The 17,079-nt window shown below is 40.0% G+C and carries 16 protein-coding genes and 5 pseudogenes; 7 read left to right on the top strand and 14 right to left on the bottom strand.

What is annotated here, in order from left to right; all coding sequences use genetic code 11:
- Position 1 precedes the first annotated feature (1 nt).
- From pstC to G4D76_RS01055, 7 genes and pseudogenes are all read right to left on the bottom strand, one after another.
- The gene (gene pstC, locus G4D76_RS01080; RefSeq protein WP_213810299.1) at positions 2-934 is read right to left on the bottom strand and encodes a phosphate ABC transporter permease subunit PstC; all 933 of its coding nucleotides are present in this window, start codon (positions 932-934) and stop codon (positions 2-4) included.
- Positions 935-1,005: 71 nt separating this feature from the next.
- Positions 1,006-2,028: a phosphate ABC transporter substrate-binding protein PstS family protein gene (locus G4D76_RS01075; RefSeq protein ID WP_213810298.1), complete on the bottom strand. Its 1,023-nt coding sequence runs from the start codon at positions 2,026-2,028 to the stop codon at positions 1,006-1,008.
- A gap of 186 nt (positions 2,029-2,214) precedes the next feature.
- The gene (locus G4D76_RS15720) at positions 2,215-2,964 is read right to left on the bottom strand and encodes a penicillin-binding transpeptidase domain-containing protein (RefSeq protein ID WP_213810297.1); all 750 of its coding nucleotides are present in this window, start codon (positions 2,962-2,964) and stop codon (positions 2,215-2,217) included.
- Complete coding sequence (locus G4D76_RS16460) at positions 2,964-3,452, bottom strand: penicillin-binding transpeptidase domain-containing protein (RefSeq protein ID WP_371814640.1); 489 nt, start codon at positions 3,450-3,452, stop codon at positions 2,964-2,966. The genes G4D76_RS15720 and G4D76_RS16460 overlap by 1 nt, the downstream gene beginning before the upstream one ends.
- A gap of 48 nt (positions 3,453-3,500) precedes the next feature.
- Positions 3,501-3,617: pseudogene (locus tag G4D76_RS15710) on the bottom strand (hypothetical protein); the annotation flags it as partial.
- A 266-nt stretch (positions 3,618-3,883) separates the two neighbouring features.
- Positions 3,884-4,324 (bottom strand): hypothetical protein, encoded by a 441-nt coding sequence (locus G4D76_RS01060; protein ID WP_213810296.1) that lies wholly within the window; start codon positions 4,322-4,324, stop codon positions 3,884-3,886.
- A 132-nt stretch (positions 4,325-4,456) separates the two neighbouring features.
- Positions 4,457-5,058 (bottom strand): annotated as a pseudogene (locus tag G4D76_RS01055) (superoxide dismutase).
- Between the two features lie 132 nt (positions 5,059-5,190).
- On the opposite strand from G4D76_RS01055, the gene G4D76_RS01050 reads away from it, so the two are divergent.
- The 5 genes from G4D76_RS01050 to G4D76_RS01030 all read left to right on the top strand — a co-directional run bounded on the left by G4D76_RS01050 (position 5,191) and on the right by G4D76_RS01030 (position 9,170).
- Positions 5,191-5,934: a DUF1189 family protein gene (locus G4D76_RS01050; RefSeq protein WP_213810295.1), complete on the top strand. Its 744-nt coding sequence runs from the start codon at positions 5,191-5,193 to the stop codon at positions 5,932-5,934.
- A gap of 75 nt (positions 5,935-6,009) precedes the next feature.
- Positions 6,010-7,131 (top strand): flavodoxin-dependent (E)-4-hydroxy-3-methylbut-2-enyl-diphosphate synthase, encoded by a 1,122-nt coding sequence (gene ispG, locus G4D76_RS01045; RefSeq protein ID WP_156897161.1) that lies wholly within the window; start codon positions 6,010-6,012, stop codon positions 7,129-7,131.
- Between the two features lie 120 nt (positions 7,132-7,251).
- On the top strand, positions 7,252-7,443 hold the full coding sequence (locus G4D76_RS01040; RefSeq protein WP_026858160.1) for a hypothetical protein: 192 nt from the start codon (positions 7,252-7,254) through the stop codon (positions 7,441-7,443).
- 558 nt (positions 7,444-8,001) lie between these two features.
- A complete protein-coding gene (locus G4D76_RS01035) occupies positions 8,002-8,364 on the top strand; it encodes a helix-turn-helix domain-containing protein (protein ID WP_213810294.1) in 363 nt (120 codons plus the stop codon).
- On the top strand, positions 8,325-9,170 hold the full coding sequence (locus tag G4D76_RS01030) for an IS3 family transposase (RefSeq protein ID WP_213810956.1): 846 nt from the start codon (positions 8,325-8,327) through the stop codon (positions 9,168-9,170). Before G4D76_RS01035 ends, G4D76_RS01030 begins: the two co-directional genes overlap by 40 nt.
- A 107-nt stretch (positions 9,171-9,277) precedes the next feature.
- Here G4D76_RS01030 and G4D76_RS01025 read toward each other — a convergent pair whose 3' ends face one another.
- The 5 genes and pseudogenes from G4D76_RS01025 to G4D76_RS01005 all read right to left on the bottom strand — a co-directional run bounded on the left by G4D76_RS01025 (position 9,278) and on the right by G4D76_RS01005 (position 13,656).
- The gene (locus G4D76_RS01025; protein WP_026858161.1) at positions 9,278-9,691 is read right to left on the bottom strand and encodes a Fur family transcriptional regulator; all 414 of its coding nucleotides are present in this window, start codon (positions 9,689-9,691) and stop codon (positions 9,278-9,280) included.
- Positions 9,666-10,515, bottom strand: a pseudogene (locus G4D76_RS01020) (metal ABC transporter permease). Before G4D76_RS01020 ends, G4D76_RS01025 begins: the two are co-directional and overlap by 26 nt.
- On the bottom strand, positions 10,512-11,294 hold the full coding sequence (locus G4D76_RS01015; RefSeq protein WP_026858163.1) for a metal ABC transporter ATP-binding protein: 783 nt from the start codon (positions 11,292-11,294) through the stop codon (positions 10,512-10,514). Before G4D76_RS01015 ends, G4D76_RS01020 begins: the two are co-directional and overlap by 4 nt.
- Positions 11,295-11,409: 115 nt before the next feature.
- Positions 11,410-12,315 (bottom strand): deoxyribonuclease IV, encoded by a 906-nt coding sequence (locus G4D76_RS01010; protein WP_213810293.1) that lies wholly within the window; start codon positions 12,313-12,315, stop codon positions 11,410-11,412.
- Positions 12,316-12,327: 12 nt separating this feature from the next.
- Positions 12,328-13,656, bottom strand: coding sequence for a DEAD/DEAH box helicase (locus tag G4D76_RS01005; protein WP_213810292.1), 1,329 nt, complete (start codon positions 13,654-13,656; stop codon positions 12,328-12,330).
- Between the two features lie 141 nt (positions 13,657-13,797).
- Here G4D76_RS01005 and G4D76_RS01000 point away from each other — a divergent pair.
- Together G4D76_RS01000 and G4D76_RS00995 are read left to right on the top strand one after the other, a co-directional pair.
- Positions 13,798-14,776, top strand: a pseudogene (locus tag G4D76_RS01000) (4-hydroxy-3-methylbut-2-enyl diphosphate reductase).
- Between the two features lie 118 nt (positions 14,777-14,894).
- A pseudogene (locus G4D76_RS00995) lies at positions 14,895-16,212 on the top strand (IS3 family transposase).
- A gap of 64 nt (positions 16,213-16,276) precedes the next feature.
- On the opposite strand, the gene G4D76_RS14090 reads toward G4D76_RS00995, so the two are convergent.
- Positions 16,277-16,633, bottom strand: coding sequence for a Nif3-like dinuclear metal center hexameric protein (locus G4D76_RS14090; RefSeq protein ID WP_250130076.1), 357 nt, complete (start codon positions 16,631-16,633; stop codon positions 16,277-16,279).
- An 85-nt stretch (positions 16,634-16,718) separates the two neighbouring features.
- A complete protein-coding gene (locus tag G4D76_RS14085; RefSeq protein ID WP_250130075.1) occupies positions 16,719-16,877 on the bottom strand; it encodes a hypothetical protein in 159 nt (52 codons plus the stop codon).
- Positions 16,878-17,079 lie beyond the last annotated feature (202 nt).

Below are 17,079 nucleotides of genomic sequence, written 5' to 3'. Positions count from 1 at the left end.
ATTAATACTCCTCCTTAAATCTCTTAGTGAACCACGATGCAATCACATTCATTAACAGTGTCATAATGAACAGCATCATACCGACGGCAAACAGACTGTAGTATAAATCAGTGCCGAATGCAGCATCACCAGAAGTAATCTGAACGATAAACCCTGTCATCGTCTGCAGAGGTTCTGTTAGATCGAAACTTGCGTTTGGCATTGAACCTGCTGCAATTGATACGATCATCGTCTCACCGATAGCACGTGAAATTGCGAGTACAAATGAAGCAACTATGCCGGAAAATGCTGCCGGGATAACGACTCTGACGGCTGTTTCAAAACGTGTTGCTCCCATACCGAGCGAACCTTCACGCATGGCAGTTGGAACTGAGCTCATTGCATCTTCACTTAAGCTCGCAATCATCGGGATAATCATAATACCTACTACAATACCGGCAGAAACCGCATTGTATAAACCAAAACCGCTATATATACCCTGGAGGATCGGGTTAACAAAATTAATTGCGAAGAATCCGTAAACTACTGTAGGAATACCTGCAAGCACTTCTAACATAGGCTTAATAATACGTCTGACTCTTTCAGATGCGTATTCACTTAAGTAAATTGCAGCTCCGAGCCCGATTGGCACAGCGAAAACAACTGCGATTGCTACAATTTTAAGTGTTCCCATAATAAGTGCCCATATTCCCCACTCGCCGTCGCCAACGTATGGCTGATGGCTGCCATGTGCTGAAGTCAGGAATTCAGTAATAGGCACACGTGAGAAGAACTCAAAAGACTCAGACAGTAATGTGACCAGAATACCGATAGTTGCGAGAATAGATACTGAAGTAATTAAGAGTAAAATGACTGGAATCAATCTCTCAAAAATATTGGATTTATTTCTGGTGTTGTTAATAATTTGATCTCTGATATTTTTATTACTCATCATAAAGCCTCTCTTTACTTTAAAAATGGACGGGATAAAAGGATCCCCGTCCATCTGTTATAAGTTTTTAATTCTTACTGTTCTAAGTTTGGAAGTTTAGCAAGTTCTTCTTCAAGCGCGCTGTCTTCAAGAGGTACGTATCCAACTTCTTCTGCAGCTGATTGTGAATTCTGAAGCGTGTATTCCATAAATGTATGGAACGTTTCATTTTCTTCTAATGCAGCATTGCTCGCATAAACATAAAGCGGACGTGACAATGGATAAGAGAAGTTCATTACATTGTCAAATGTTGGTTCAACAGCTTCTTCGCTGTCAGGTCCTGTGATTGAAACAGCTTTTAATGAATCTTCATTTGCCTGATAGAAACTGTATCCGAAGAATCCGATTGCATTCTCGTCAGCTACTACAGATGAAACAACCTGGTTAGTATCCTGGATTAGCTGACCCTGGACACCTTCTTCGTCCATGACTTCTTCATTAAAGAAGTCGTGCGTACCATGTGACTGGTCCGGACCGTATGCTGTAATTGGTTCTTCAGGGAAATCTTCGCGAACATCTGACCAGTTTTCAGCTTCGCCTGAATAGATCATTTTCAGTTCATCGAATGTTAAATCTTCTACGAAGTCGTTAGACGGGTTAACTGCAACAGTCAATCCGTCAGTAGCTACTAAGAATTCTGTCCATTCAACTCCGCCGTCTTCAAGAGCATCAATTTCTTCCTGCTCAATACCACGTGATGCGTTAGCGAATTGTGCTGTACCGTCGATTAACGCACTGAAACCTGATCCAGTTCCGTTACCTCCAAGCTCAACTGCTACACCGTGGTCAGCGTTAAAGTCTTCGACCAAAAGGTTAAGTATGGGGAATACTGTTGAAGAACCTTCACCAGCGATCTGCTCGTCATCTTCATTTACATTGCCTGTAACTTCAGCAGATGATCCGCCTTCTGAACTTTCGTCCTCAGTATTTTCTTCTTCAGTGCTTTCTTCAGTTGAAGCTTCTTCGCTGCCTGTATCTTCTTCTGATCCTGAACCAGAACAAGCCGCCAGAATGAACATTAAGCTCATTAGTAGCGCAGCAAGAAATAAATTCTTCATAGCTAAAATTCCTCCAATTAGTTATCTAGTAATTTATCTTACATTCTTATTCTAGCCTGCTATTGTAAATGTAAAATTAATGAATTGTTAAGGTTATGTAAAGATGCAAAAAAAGACCTTAATCCGTAGATTAAGGTCTAAAATTTAATAGCTGCCAAACTCGAGCTGAGTAAAAAGTCATCTGCATCATAGTTGTAACAGAGGTTCCGCTCCTGGCAGTAGTATTTCATAATATTTCTCTATAACATCCTGTCCCATGAATTGCGCCGGGAAGAACGGCACAGTACTCGGCATGGTTGGAAAAATAATTGAAAATGCCATATCGGGATTATCATATGGTGCATAGCCGAGGTAAGTCTGATTTAAAACAGGGTCGCCGTCTCTGAAGCTCTCCGCGGTACCTGTCTTGCCTGCTGCTTTCGGTTCCAGATTTTGATAAGCATCCCAACCGGTACCGTACATATCTCTCGCTTCATCATGAGTGTTGAAAACATCATAGAAACCTTGCTGAATCTGTGTCATCTCGCTTTCAGTAATCGAAATCGTATTCAGAACGTTCGTGCCGTATGAATTTAATACCGGTCCTTTTTCATTAGCGTTACTGCCGCGTACCTCTTTAGCTAGATGCTGCTGAACGCGTTTGCCGTCAGCTGCAAATGTCGACATGTACTGCGAAAGCTGCAGTGCTGAATACGTATCGTACTGTCCAATGCTTAAGTACAGATAATTCATCGGATTTGTCAGCTGAGGCGAGAGACCCCTCGCTTCATTTGGCAAATCGATTCCTGTCGATACGCCGAGGCCGAACTGGTACAGACCGTTACGGAGTGCGTAACCTGCTGCTGTAACATCCGTCGGCAGCGGCATGTTCGGACTGTACTCTTCACCCATTATAGCGAGTGCAATTTTAAACATATACGTGTTGGACGAAACCATCAGTGCTCTCTGGTCATCACCGGCACCTGGTCATTACGGTTAAAGAATGAACTTACCGTAGCCGTGCCTGAAAATGTCATCGGTTCATCGATAAGTGTTTCCCCGACATCGAGAATATCTTCCTGATAACCTGTCGCAACAGTTGCACCCTTAACGGATGATCCAGGAACGTAAGTTGCCGTCAGTGTGCCGTAATCATAATCGACGATATCACCGTCTTCATTAATATGTTTGCCGATCATCGCGAGTATATCTCCATTGTTCGGATCCTGCACAACAAGCTGCACGGTATCGATATATTCTGGAATAATCGTATAATCAATATCACCATTCGCTTCATCCATCTCTACTATTTCTTCAGCCATGTCCCGGATGCCCGTTAAATGATGCTCGGCTATCTTTTCAAGTTCAAGCTGCAGTTCGATATCTATAGTGAGATATAAGTCGTCTCCGGCTTTTCCTTCTTTGATCGTCTCCTCGCCAGTCACTCTGCCGGACTTATCGGTCGTATATTTAACCTGCGGTTTTTCGCCGCGGAGAACGTCTTCATACTGGAATTCCAAATAAGACTTCCCTACTCTGTCGTTACGTGAATACCCGAGTGCCTGGTAATATTCAACAAGTTCACGAGGCAGTCCCTCATCATTTGTTGATACTTCACCGAGAACTGTGCGGAGCGCTGCATCATAAGGATACTCCCGCTGCCAGTCAAGACCGGTGAAATTCCTGCAAGCTCTTCAAGATCTTCATTAACTTTTGCAAACTCTTCCTCGGTAACATCTTCACTCTTCACGATGACCGGATTAAGTTCACTCGCTGAGACCATTTCAACATAAACAGCGATAATATTTAAATCTTCTTCATTTAATACTGAATCTGCAAATTCTTCGTCGATATATTATAAGCATCTTCATTAAAATCATTCTGGGAAATTCCTCCGTTTCAAGCAAAGTAACCTGTTCAGGCATAATTGCTGATAATTCTCCCGGTAGTTATTAATAATATAATCCTGCTTATCACGGAGCGACAAACTTTCAGTGTCCATAGTTATGTATGTACTGAGAGTATTTGCGACATCCATTATTTCGAAGTTAGACATATTTCTGTGTCTGGTGAAATAAATAGCTTTTTCAGCAGTGTTGCCAACAAGAAGATTGCCGTTGCGGTCGTAAATTTCACCACGCGGCACACTCTGATTGATTTCAACATACTGTGCATTCTCAACCTGTTCCTGGTATGTATCGCCGAGAACAATCTGCAGGTAGCCGAGACGTATAATTAGAATTAAGAAAAGAATAAAAATTATTAGCATAATTATATTTATACGCGATTTCAGCACCTGTTTATTTATAGCATCCAAACTTTTAATTTTTGCTCGTTTCAACCTGCATCAAACCCTTTTATAAAGTCCACATCATTTTAACATATTTTAATGCGGGTATACTAAAATAAAAAAAGACGAGGATAGAATCCCCGTCTTTTTAATGCTGTATTATTTAGCAGCCTGATATAATTCGCTAACTTTGTCCCAGTCTACTACATTCCAAATTGCGCCTAAATACTCAGGGCGTTTGTTTTGGTATTTAAGGTAGTAAGCATGTTCCCAAACGTCAACACCGAATACTGGAGTTTTACCTTCAGATACAGGGTTGTCCTGGTTAGGTGTGCTTGTAATTTCTAAAGCACCGTTGTTAACTACTAGCCAAGCCCAACCTGAACCAAAACGGCCAGCGCCTGCTGCTTCAAATTCTTTTTAAATTTATCAACTGAACCGAAAGCTGCTTCAATTGCTTCTTTTAAGTCACCTGATAATTCTTTTTTCTCTGGAGAAAGTAATTCCCAGAAGAATGTGTGGTTGAGGTGTCCCCCACCATTATTACGTACCGCAGTCTTGATGTTTTCTGGTACAGCGTCTAAGTTTTTAACAATTTCTTCGATCGATTTAGACTCGAGATCTGTACCTTTAACTGCGTCGTTTAATTTTGTTACATAAGTGTTATGGTGCTTAGAGTGGTGAATCTCCATCGTTTCTTTGTCGATATGAGGTTCTAAAGCATCATAAGCGTATGGTAATTTTGGTAATTCAAAAGCCATAATTAAAAATCTCCCTTCAAAATTGTTTACATCCTAAATATAGCAATTGATGTTAAAATAACAATTAGATTGCTTAAGGTTTATTTAAATAAGACTAAGGTCTTATTATTATACATATTTAAGGATGATAGAATGAAATACTTTGAATTTATTAAACGTCTTGCAACATTTAAAAAGTATCCTCTGTTTCGTACTGTACCCTTTCGGTATCTGCTGCTAAACATATTACTGCTGTCGATTCTTATTTCGCTGCCTTTTATTACTTCTTTATTGGCAACGGTAAATACATTTTCCAGCCTGTCTGAAATTGGCGATGAAATTCCCGAGTTTCAAATAGCAAACGGTGAGTATCAGGGTGAAGAGAAACTGCTTAACCTAAATGATCAGCAGCTTCTGTTTACGCCGGATATCTCTCAGGATGATACAGCTGAACTGGGCGATGATATTCTATTCGCCTTTCTGAGCGATGGGATTTATATAAAAGATATTCAAAACGGCACATTCAGCTACAGCTTTATCGGAGATATAAATGATAATGAATCACTCGAACAATTTGTCTCAAGTCAGATGTCGAGTTTGTATTTCTACATATTTATTTATATTACTATATATGTTGTCGTTATTTATTTCTTTATTTTTACGCTGATGCTGATGCTGTCTTTATTATTAAGTTTTATTGCAAATCTTGCGGGCAGGAAAACAGATTATATGAACTGGTTTAAAATCGGTTCATATATAATGATGCTGCTCGCACTGCCGATTGGAATAATTGCAGCCTACACAGAAACCTTTTACTGGGTTATACTGGTAACCGCATTAATACCGTATATTTATTACTTTAAAAAGCTGCCAAAACAAAAGAAAACGCATTCCTAATGCAAGACGGTTACATTTGTCTCAGTTTTTTATTATAATAAGATTATAAATTAGAAAGAATTTTAGATTAGGGGCTTGTATATGTCTGGAATTACACATCGTACACAAACTAGAAAAGTTAAAGTTGGCGATCTTACTATCGGCGGAGCCGATGAAATTATCATTCAAAGTATGACAACTACGAAAACACATGATGTTGAAGCGACTGTTGCTCAGATTAACGAGCTTGAAGAAGCAGGATGTCAGATTGTTCGCGTTGCATGTCCAAAAGAAGAAGATGCGCTTGCTATTGCAGAGATTAAAAAACGCATCAATATACCGCTTGTTGTCGATATTCACTTCGACTATAAGCTTGCATTAATCGCAGTTGAAGGCGGAGCGGATAAAATCCGTATCAATCCTGGGAACATCGGGCGCCGTGAAAAAGTGGAAGAAGTCGTTAAAGCTTGTAAAGCTAAAGGCATTCCAATCCGTATCGGTGTTAACGCAGGAAGTCTTGAACGCCATATTATTAAAAAATACGGTTTCCCGACTGCAGACGGAATGGTTGAAAGTGCACTGCATCATATTAAGATCTTAGAAGATCTTGATTTCCACGATATTATCGTTTCGATGAAAGCATCAGATGTTAACCTTGCAATTGAAGCATATGAAAAAGCGTCTGAAGCATTTGATTACCCGCTCCATATCGGTATCACGGAAAGTGGAACGTTATTTGCAGGTACTGTTAAAAGTGCCGCTGGTCTCGGTACAATTATTTCAAAAGGTATCGGCAACACAATGCGTATTTCATTATCAGCAGATCCGGTTGAGGAAATTAAAGTATGTAAAGAACTTCTGAAAACTTTCGGTCTTGCGAGTAATGCCGCGACTCTTATCGCCTGCCCTACATGCGGACGTATCGAAATTGACCTGATTGCTATTGCAAACGAAATGGAAGAATACATTTCGCACGTTAAAGCACCGCTTAAAGTAGCAGTACTCGGTTGTGCAGTAAACGGACCCGGTGAGGCCCGCGAAGCCGATATTGGTATAGCTGGTGCCCGCGGAGAAGGATTACTCTTCATGCATGGTAAAACAGTGCGTAAAGTACCTGAAGAAACTATGGTTGATGAACTCAAGAAAGAAATCGACATTATGGCAGAAGCACACTACGAAAAACAGCGTCTTGAAAAAGAAGAAGCTGAAGCTAAATAATATATTTACACCCGCGGCTTGTGCCTCGGGTATTTTTATGTCTTCATTGCTATTTTATATATAGATATATATAGTAAATCATGGAAATTAATTTATTTGAATAAAAGTCAGGTGTAATCTATGAAAAAAGTTATGAATATAATATTTCTTACAATAATCGCTCTGATTCTGCTTATTGTCTTAGTATTCTGGTTTACAGATACAGTTATCCGCCCCTCAGTTGCGGTATTGCTAGTAGTAATTCTCGGCATCGCTGTAATTATTAAAAACAGCTTGGCGAAGAAAACGAGCGAAGAAGAACAAGAGAAATAGTGATGTTCAGGGGCGTTGTTCAAAACACAGTGACGACTTAACCCTTCTATCCCGTCATTGTCAAAGTCACAGTGACCCGTTAAGCTCAATATTTCTTATAAAAACAAAAAACAGCGCGTAACTCCAAATGATATGCTCCCCCTAAAGTAGACACTTAAAAAAGTAAACTACTTTAGGGGGAGTTTTCTCTTGAAATCAAACATAAGGTATTCAACGAATGAACTGATTGAATACATCGAGTTATATTTAGATGGCACTTCGTTTCGAGCACTCCGTGAAGATTATGATTTAGATTTAAACGAATCAACCTTCCGACTCTATCTAGATAAATACTTGCAGCATGGGACGACTGGAATACTGAGATCACAAAAGAATCGCAACTATTCAAAAATATTTAAACATCAAGTGGTTCAAGAATACTTCAATAGTAATTTGTCCTATAAAGGTCTCTCTGTTAAATATAATATTCCGAGTGATCGTACGATTAGAAACTGGGTGATGCGATATACTGAAGGCAAAGAGAATCGAACGTATTCTCCAAAACTGGAGGTCTATCAAATGAAAAGTAGAAAGACAACATACGAAGAACGAATCGAGATTGTGGAGTATGTCATCAATCACCAACTATCTTATAAAGACGCTGCAGAAAAATTTAAGGTCAGCTACACTAACGTCTATTCATGGACGAGAAAGTATAAACAATTTGGACCGAAAGCACTCGAAGACAATCGAGGTAAGAAGAAGACATCGGAAGCTCAGACGGGTGAAGAACAGTTGAAAGCTGAGATTGAAGCGCTCAGAGTCCGAAATCAGTGGTTAGAAATGGAAGTTGAGACGCTAAAAAAGCAGGAACAAATGGAAAGAGAGTTGATCAAACAAGAATCCGCCAAAAAGCGTCGTACCAAACGGTCGAAGCGTTAAAACATAAATATCCGATTGTCCATCTTTGCCAGGTGCTGGGGATTTCCAGAGCGAGCTATTATAAATGGCTCAATCGAAAACCTGCACAGTATGAAAATAGAGATCAATCATTGATGACCATGATGTTAGACACATATAATGCGTTAGATGGCATTTATGGGTATCGTCGAATGACGATATACTTGAATCATTACAGACAGGCTAAGGTGAATCACAAACATGTGTATCGACTAATGAAAATGATGAATTTAAAATCGGTCATCCGTAAAAAGAAACGTAGATATAAGAAAGTTAAGCCGGATTATATCGCTGCGAATATACTGAACCGTGAATTTCATGCAGCTAAACCGATGCAGAAACTGGTGTCAGATATTACTGAATTCAGTACGACCGACGGACGTAAAGTCTATTTAAGTGCTGTGTTGGATTTATGCACGAATAAAATCATTGCGCATCACATGGACACGCACAGCGAACAATCTCTGGTGACTCAGACATTCAAACAAATAGAGTCACAGATCATCGGAGGTCAAACCATCATTCACACAGACCGTGGTTCCCAATACACTTCTCATGCGTTTCATCATTTTATTAAACACACCCAATCCATTCATAGTATGTCGCGTCCAGGTAAGTGCATTGATAACGGACCGATTGAAAATGTTTGGGGCATTATTAAGTCTGAGAAGTATTACTTAAATTCATACGATACTGTTGAGACTCTTAAACAGGATATCAATGCGTACATCAAATTTTATAATACGCAGCGTGTCACTTTGAAGATGGGCTTAAAGATACCCGCATAAAAAACGCACACGACAAACGTCGTGTGCGACCAAAATACTATTTTGTTTTTTTACCTGTCTACTTGACAGGGAGCAGTTCAAAATTAAGAGTTACACGCTGTTTTATTCTATTGGCATACTTCGCATAAACCGTATAGTTCCACTTTATGGCTGTTAATTTTAACGCCGTTTAATTCGCTTTCCCACGTTTTGACCGGGCAGTATTGAACGACTTTCGTTTCTCCGCAGCGTTCGCATATAAAATGATGATGGTGATGATCCGTACAAGAGATCTTATACTGCATTTCTCCGCCGAATGTCGTCTGCTCCAGTACATTGATGTCTTTTAGAGTATGAAGGTTCCGGTAAATCGTATCATAACTGATTCCCGGATATTCCTTATTCATCATCTCCTGAATTTCTTTAGCAGATAAATAGCGTTCGTCTTCCATAAATATTTCAATCATGCGAAGACGTTTTTTAGTTACTTTAAATTTTGCTTCTTTTAACATTTCTTTATAATCCACTAGTTCTTTGTGCATTCCTAACCACTCCTACACGATTTAATACCAGCGTACATAATAATATAGCGATAGATACAAGTACTATCGTACCTCCGGGTGATATGTTCAGATGGAACCCGAGGAACAGACCCGCTATTACTGAAATTTCTCCAAAAATTATGCTGACAATCATAAGCTGCTTGAAACTTGAAGTGATTCTCATCGCACTTGCAACCGGCAGTGTCATCATTGCACTGACCAGCAGTATGCCGACGATGCGCATCGATGCACTGATTACTAGCGCAACAAGGATAATAAATGATGTGAATATATTTGCTCAATTTCATAACGCCTGCATATTCTTCATCAAATGAAATAAAGAACATCTCTTTGTATAAGAAGAATACAAACAGGATAACGATTGCACCGATTATACTAATCAGTATGAGGTCGCTGAAACTGACCGCGCTGATACTCCCGAACAGGTAACCGAATAAATCCTGATTAAAACCGTTTGCCAGCGATAAGAATAATACACTGAGTGCGATACCGAGACTCATTATTATCGGAATTGCTATTTCCGAGTAATGTTTATACAGGCCTCTAAGCTTTTCAATACCGAGCGCACCGATTACAGAAAATACGACACCTGAAATTACCGGATTAATTACGACATTAAATATTGATGTTAAGTACACACCGAAAGCGATGCCGCCAAGCGCAACATGACTTAGTGCATCTGCGATTAACGACAGCCTTCTCACCACGATAAACGTCCCGAGGAGCGGTGCGATCAGTCCGACGATAATTCCGCTGATAAATGAATATTTCATAAAGTCGTAGTTTAATATTGCTTCGATCATTTACAGCACTCCCTCTGATGGTTATGAGAAACAAGCTGCAGTGGAAATCCGTAAATTTTCGATAACTCTGCTTCGCCGAGATTCTGGAACTCCGTATTAGTGCCGTGGAAATGAAGGTGCTCATTTAAACAGGCAACTTTATCGGCATTATCGACAACGACACCAATATCATGCGTGACAAGCAAAATCGTTACATTTTGTTTTTTTAATTTGAACAGCACATTATAAAAATCTTTAACATGCTTGCTGTCAATTCCCTCAGTCGGCTCATCCAGCACTAAAATGGATGGCTCATTAATCAATGCACGTGCGATAAATACACGCTGGGCCTGGCCGCCGGACAGGTTTGATACGTTCTGATGCTTAATATGTTCAATATCAAGCAGTTTTAAAGTTTTATCCAGCTGCTCATTATCCTTTTTCGTAAATCTTTTAAATAGCCCTTTTTCTTTCGTCAGCCCGCTTAAGACAACTTCTTTGACGGTAGCCGGGAATCCTTTAGCATGTGCCGCTGCTTTTTGCGATACGTAGCCGATTTCCTGCCATGCATTAAATGATTTACGTGTCTTTCCGTTAATCAGTATATTGCCCTGCTGCAGTTTATATACACCGAGAATTAATTTCAGCAGTGTGGATTTCCCGGAGCCATTCGGTCCGACAATTGCCAGAAATTCTCCCTGGTTAATTGAAAAGGAAATATTCTGGAGTGCAGGTGTCGCTTCCAGCTTATCTTTATATTCATATGTTACGTCTTTAATTTCAAACACAGGCACAGCCATTAACAAGACTCCTTTTATTTATGTCCAAATATATTTTACAGGAATCATTACGTTTTGTAAATAGGAATGATTACGAAAAAAAGAACACCCCCGAAGAAGTGTTCCCTGAATTTAACTATTCTAATGCAGCTACGGCAGGATTAATTTTTACTAACAAGTTCGGATCAAATTCCCACGACTTAATCATATCAATTTCGTGTTTGTATGGTGCAACGCGATTTGTCTTATCCGGACCGACGAATGGAGTTTCTAATATTTTTGGAACGTCAGTGAATTCCGGATGATTTATAATATAAGCCAGTGCATCAAACCCGATATGGCCGAAACCAAAGTTTTCATGTCTGTCTTTATGTGCGCCAATTGGATTTTTAGAATCATTCATGTGAAGAATTTTAATACGGTCGATACCAACAAGTTTATCAAACTCGTTTAATACACCGTCAAAATCGTTTTTAATATCATAGCCTGCGTCGTGAACGTGACACGTATCGAATGTAACACTCAAACGTTCGTTGTTCGTGACACCGTCCATGATATGTGCGATTTCTTCAAATGTACGTCCGATTTCAGAGCCTTTGCCCGCCATAGTTTCCAATGCAATCTGCACATCGTTGTCGTTAGATAAGACTTCATTAAGTCCTTTTACAATCTGCTTAATTCCCGCTTCGCTGCCGGCACCGACGTGGGCACCAGGATGAAGGACAATCTGTTTTGCGCCAAGTGCTTCAGTACGGACAATTTCTTCCTGTAAAAATTCAACGCCTAAATTGAAGACATGAGCTTTTTCAGTATTGGCGATATTAATAATATAAGGTGCGTGGACGACGAAATTCTTAATACCGAGTTCTGCCATCGCCTGCTGTCCTTTTTCGATATTCAGATCTTCAATTTTTTTACGGCGCGTATTTTGCGGTGCACCGGTATAAATCATAAATGTAGATGCACCATAATCTGCTGCAGTAGTCACTGACTCTTCCAGCATTTTTTTACCGCTCATCGAAACATGTGATCCCAATAACATTTATATCAACCTCTACTTATTGTCTTTTTTTTTTTTCTCATTGCGTGATTTTGCTTTGGCATATCGTCTGCGTTCCTGGCGTTCAAGTTCTTCTTTTTGGAACTTAATTTTCTTTTTATAGCCAGGTTTTACTTTTTTAGGACTGCGCACTTTGTAATTTTGTGTTTTGTTCGTCTTGCTGCGTGTGTTTCTGCCTGCACGCTGCGTACGATCCTTAATTTCTTTCAGCTCGCCGCCGCGGATGTCTTCATGATTGAAAACATATCCTTTACTTTCAAGAGCATCAATTTCATTTTGTTCACTCGGCTCGTAAAGCGTAATCGCAACACCGCTGTACTGTCCTCTGCCGACACGCCCTACTCTGTGAGTAAAGAATTCAATCTGCTTCGGAATATCGTAGTTAATAACATGTGATGCGCCGTCAAAATCCAGTCCTCTTGATGCCAGGTCACTTGCAACAACCCAGTGGTAGTCAAGATTTTCTATTTTCTTAATTTCCTGTGCTCGTTCACGCGGCTTTAATCCTCCGTGGAATAATCCAGCGTTAATGCCTGCTTCTTTTAAATAAGCATACAATTCATCGGCACGTTCACGTGAATTGGCAAATATTAATCCGGTATACGGAGTAATATTTTTAGTCAGCTCGAGAGTTTTCTCTAATCTGCTGCTTCCTTTTACAGGTACAAGGCTGTAATGAATAGACGCTTTATTAAGCGGTGTATCAATTACAATAATTTCAGTTTCGCCAATGTATTTTTCCATAAATTGTTTTACCGGTTCAGGGATAGTGGCCGAAAAGACCAGAAACTGGCTTGCTGTCGAAATGCGGTTGGATATATAGTCGACGTCAGCCATAAAGCCTAAATCAACCATTAAGTCTGCTTCATCGATTACAACAGACTTCGCAGAGTGAATATCCAGTGCCTGTTTATCGATTAAATCCTTGATGCGTGTCGGTGTACCAATAACAAGCTGAGGATTTTGACGTGCACGCTCTTCATCGCGTTTCATTTCCGTTCCGCCGATAAATGCACGGCAGCTATCATCGTATGATTCGAGAACTTTTCTCGCCATATTATCCAGCTGTTTCGCCAGTTCTCTCGTCGGCGCCATTACTATAACCTGAGGCGTTTTTTTAGCGCCGTCGATATTATAAATAAGCGGCAGTAAAAAGGCATGGCTCTTCCCGCTCCCTGTTGCTGACTGTGCAACAACATTGCTGCCTTTCATTATACGGGGTATCACTCGCTCCTGCACCATCGTCGGATGTGTGAACCCGACCTTCTCTATTGCATCGAGCATTGTGTTGTTAAATTCAAATCTTTTAAATGCATTTGACATATATGTCACCTGTCCCTTTCAAACTCCTTATCAATTATAACTAAAAATGCATATTTACGCTATAATAATCGTTCATCCATTTGGATGATTTGAATATCCCGTAAAATTAAGTATAATCATATGTAAGGAGGAGTTCTACTAATGGATATTATAAAAATCTCACCGCGCGGTTACTGTTACGGTGTTGTTGATGCAATGGTGATTGCACGCAACGCTTCTTTGGATCAGTCACTGCCGCGTCCTATATATATTAGGTATGATTGTACACAATAAACATGTGACGGATGCTTTTGAAGAAGAAGGTATTATCACACTCGACGGGCCGAACCGCCTTGAAATCCTCGAGCAGATTGAGAATGGTACTGTTATTTTTACAGCTCACGGTGTCTCACCGCAGGTAAAAGCACGCGCTAAAGAAAAAGGACTTGTCTGCATCGATGCAACATGTCCTGACGTAGAATTCACACATGATCTGATCAGAGAAAAAACGGCGGATGATTATGATGTTATCTACATCGGCAAGAAAGACCACCCTGAGCCGGAAGGTGCAATAGGCGTTTCACCGGATCACGTTCATCTAATTGAAACACAGGAAGACGTTGCAACTCTGCCGGCCCACCTTGCAGATAAAAAACTTATCGTTACAAACCAGACGACGATGAGCCAATGGGACGTCAGCCATATTATGGATGAACTTAAAGTACAGTTCCCGCACATCGAAGTGCATAAGGAAATCTGTCTTGCGACTCAGGTCAGACAGGAAGCTGTCGCAGAACAGGCAGGAGAAGCTGATCTTCTTATCGTAGTCGGCGATCCTAAGAGTAACAACTCTAACCGTCTGACACAGGTTTCAAAAGAAATTGCTCATACGAATGCTTACCGTATCAGTTCATTAAACGAATTGAAAAACGAATGGCTTGAAGGCGTTGAAAAAGTTGCAGTTACTGCAGGTGCTTCTACCCCGACACCAATCGTTAAAGAAGTAATTACGTATATTAAAAACTACAACATTGAGCAGCAGACTGCTCCTGAGTCATCAGTACCGATGGCTAAAATTTTACCGAAAATTAAAAACCCTACACAGTTAGGTGATGGAATAAAAAAAGACTGCGAAATCTAAATGTGAATTGTAACCCGAATAATAGACAGCTTAAAAAAGCGGCTATTATTCGGGTTTTTATATGCCCTGAAGATTATCTTGTTTATACTTAAATAAACTATCTGTACGGAGGGCTATCATGGCTAGACATTTTACGTCTTTTGAAATTAAAGAACTGGAACAAAACCCCAATGTCTTGAGGGTATCTGATCGATCAATCACATATCATCCAGAATTTAAAATGCGTGCGGTGGACGCCTATGCACAAGGCGTCACACCGACAAAAATCTTTCTAAATCACGGATTTGATTTGTCTGTCGTTGGTAAAAAACAACCTGAACGATGTTTGTCACGATGGCGTAAAAGCTATGCACAATATGGTAAAAGTGGTCTGGAACGTGACCAGCGTGGGAAAGGTGCCACAGGTCGTCCGACGAATAACACACTGAACAGTGATGAGAAACTAAAGAAAGCTGAAGCACGTATTAAATATTTGGAAGCCGAAAATGAATTTCTAAAAAGCTCGAGATGAAAGAAAGGCAGGCGAAACAGAACCGTCGCAACTAAAACCGTATGAGACTTATGAATTGATTGAAATGATTTGTCGGAATCACCAACTCAAAAATATGATTACTTATCTTTGTATGCTGGGAGAGGTATCGAGAAGTGGTTATTATGCATGGAAGAAGAATGAGTCAAATCGGTCACTCAGACAAATCAATGATGAAGCAGACGTCGTCCTCATTAAGGAAATCTATGCAGCTGAGAAAGGAAAAGTCGGTGCCTTACAAGTTAAGATGATATTGAACAATGATTACCATATTATGAATCAAAAGGATTAGACGGCTTATGAAAAATATAACCTAATCGCACAAATCCGCAGAGCGAATCCTTATAAAAATGATGAAAGCAACGCAAGAACATAAAACATGTAAGAATATATTGGACCGTTCATTCAATCAAGCAGAACCAGGCAAAGTACTGTTAACTGATATCACCTACTTGTACTACGGTAAAGGTCAGAAAGCATATTTATCCTGTGTGAAAGATGGTGCGACTCGAGAGATCGTTGCGCACGTCGTATCCACATCATTAAAATGAGTATCGTTTACCAGACATTAAAGCAGCTCTCAGATGCCGTGGATGACTTCCACCCGGATGCACTCATCCATTCCGATCAAGGGTTTCACTATACCCATCCTGAGTTTCAATCTAAAGTGAAACAGTTGGGACTCGTTCAATCAATGTCTCGTCGAGGCAACTGCTGGGACAATGCATCAATGGAATCATTCTTTGGGACTTTCAAAGATTGGGTCAATCATAAATCTTGTGAATCCTTAGACGAATTAAAATATAAAACAAATGAATATATTAATAAGTATAATAACGAACGTTATCAATGGGGACTAAATAAGATGACCCCGGCACAATACCGGGGTCATCTACTCACAGCGTAACGCTTTTATTAAATTGTCTATTTTATAGGTTACAATTCAATTTTAGATTTCGCAGTTTTTTTATTTATTCAAATGGATTTGTTGATACTTTTGATGCTGTAACAGGAACATCGAGCTCGTCGTCAATTAACTCTGCAAGCCCCGACGTCATTAATACTTCCAAGTAGTGACCTGCGTCGATTATATTATGCCCTGCAGCCTTTGCATCATATGCTTCATGATACTTAACGTCACCTGTAATGAGCACGTCAGCACCCTTGTTAAATGCTGCTTCACGGTAGCTCATTCCTGCGCCGCCGATAACAGCTGCAGTGTTAATGATTCTATCGTCTGCTTTAACGACATTAACAGTTTTAAGCCCGGTTTTGTTTTCTATCAAGTGAACAAGACTGTCCAGTGTATCCCCGTAATTGAATTTCACTCCCAGTCCTGTGTCAGCTCTCTGTCGAGACTGTAGACGTCAAAAGCGGGCTCCTCATAAGGATGATACTTTCTGACTGCATCAATTACAGCATGCTGATCCCTGCCGTCAAAATACATTCTATGATATATTCATCCACGTATTCAAGTTTTCCGGATTCACCAATCGTCGGATTAGCTTCAGCTTCAGGTTTGAACTGGCCGTGAACTTCGTATTCATAGCTGACTTCTGTATAATCTCCCATATCACCTACCGGTGCATTTTCAGCAGATTTTGTTTAAACGCTTCTTTGTCCTCAGTATTAATATTTACTCTGAGTTTTTGAAGTTCCCTTTTTTAGGCAGCAGAATTTCAGTTTCAGGATAGCCGAGTGCAGCTGCAATTATATGCTGACTCCATTCTTCTGATGATCCAGATTTGTATGCATCACAATCAAATTATATCAT

This window comes from Jeotgalicoccus sp. WY2 (assembly GCF_018437745.1).
Classification (GTDB): domain Bacteria; phylum Bacillota; class Bacilli; order Staphylococcales; family Salinicoccaceae; genus Jeotgalicoccus; species Jeotgalicoccus psychrophilus.
Note: the sequence above shows the minus strand (reverse complement) of the source record. Positions and strands in the feature narration are given on the sequence as shown.

Coding starts and splice junctions, on each gene's coding strand:
- G4D76_RS01015 (WP_026858163.1), bottom strand. CDS start 11,294: ATGGCTGTGCCTGTGTTTGAAATTAAAGACGTAACATATGAATATAAA.
- G4D76_RS15720 (WP_213810297.1), bottom strand. CDS start 2,964: ATGGTTTCGTCCAACACGTATATGTTTAAAATTGCACTCGCTATAATG.
- G4D76_RS01040 (WP_026858160.1), top strand. CDS start 7,252: ATGAAAAAAGTTATGAATATAATATTTCTTACAATAATCGCTCTGATT.
- G4D76_RS01010 (WP_213810293.1), bottom strand. CDS start 12,315: ATGTTATTGGGATCACATGTTTCGATGAGCGGTAAAAAAATGCTGGAA.
- pstC (WP_213810299.1), bottom strand. CDS start 934: ATGATGAGTAATAAAAATATCAGAGATCAAATTATTAACAACACCAGA.
- G4D76_RS01050 (WP_213810295.1), top strand. CDS start 5,191: ATGAAATACTTTGAATTTATTAAACGTCTTGCAACATTTAAAAAGTAT.
- G4D76_RS01005 (WP_213810292.1), bottom strand. CDS start 13,656: ATGTCAAATGCATTTAAAAGATTTGAATTTAACAACACAATGCTCGAT.
- G4D76_RS01035 (WP_213810294.1), top strand. CDS start 8,002: ATGAAAAGTAGAAAGACAACATACGAAGAACGAATCGAGATTGTGGAG.
- G4D76_RS14085 (WP_250130075.1), bottom strand. CDS start 16,877: ATGGGAGATTATACAGAAGTCAGCTATGAATACGAAGTTCACGGCCAG.
- G4D76_RS01025 (WP_026858161.1), bottom strand. CDS start 9,691: ATGCACAAAGAACTAGTGGATTATAAAGAAATGTTAAAAGAAGCAAAA.
- G4D76_RS01075 (WP_213810298.1), bottom strand. CDS start 2,028: ATGAAGAATTTATTTCTTGCTGCGCTACTAATGAGCTTAATGTTCATT.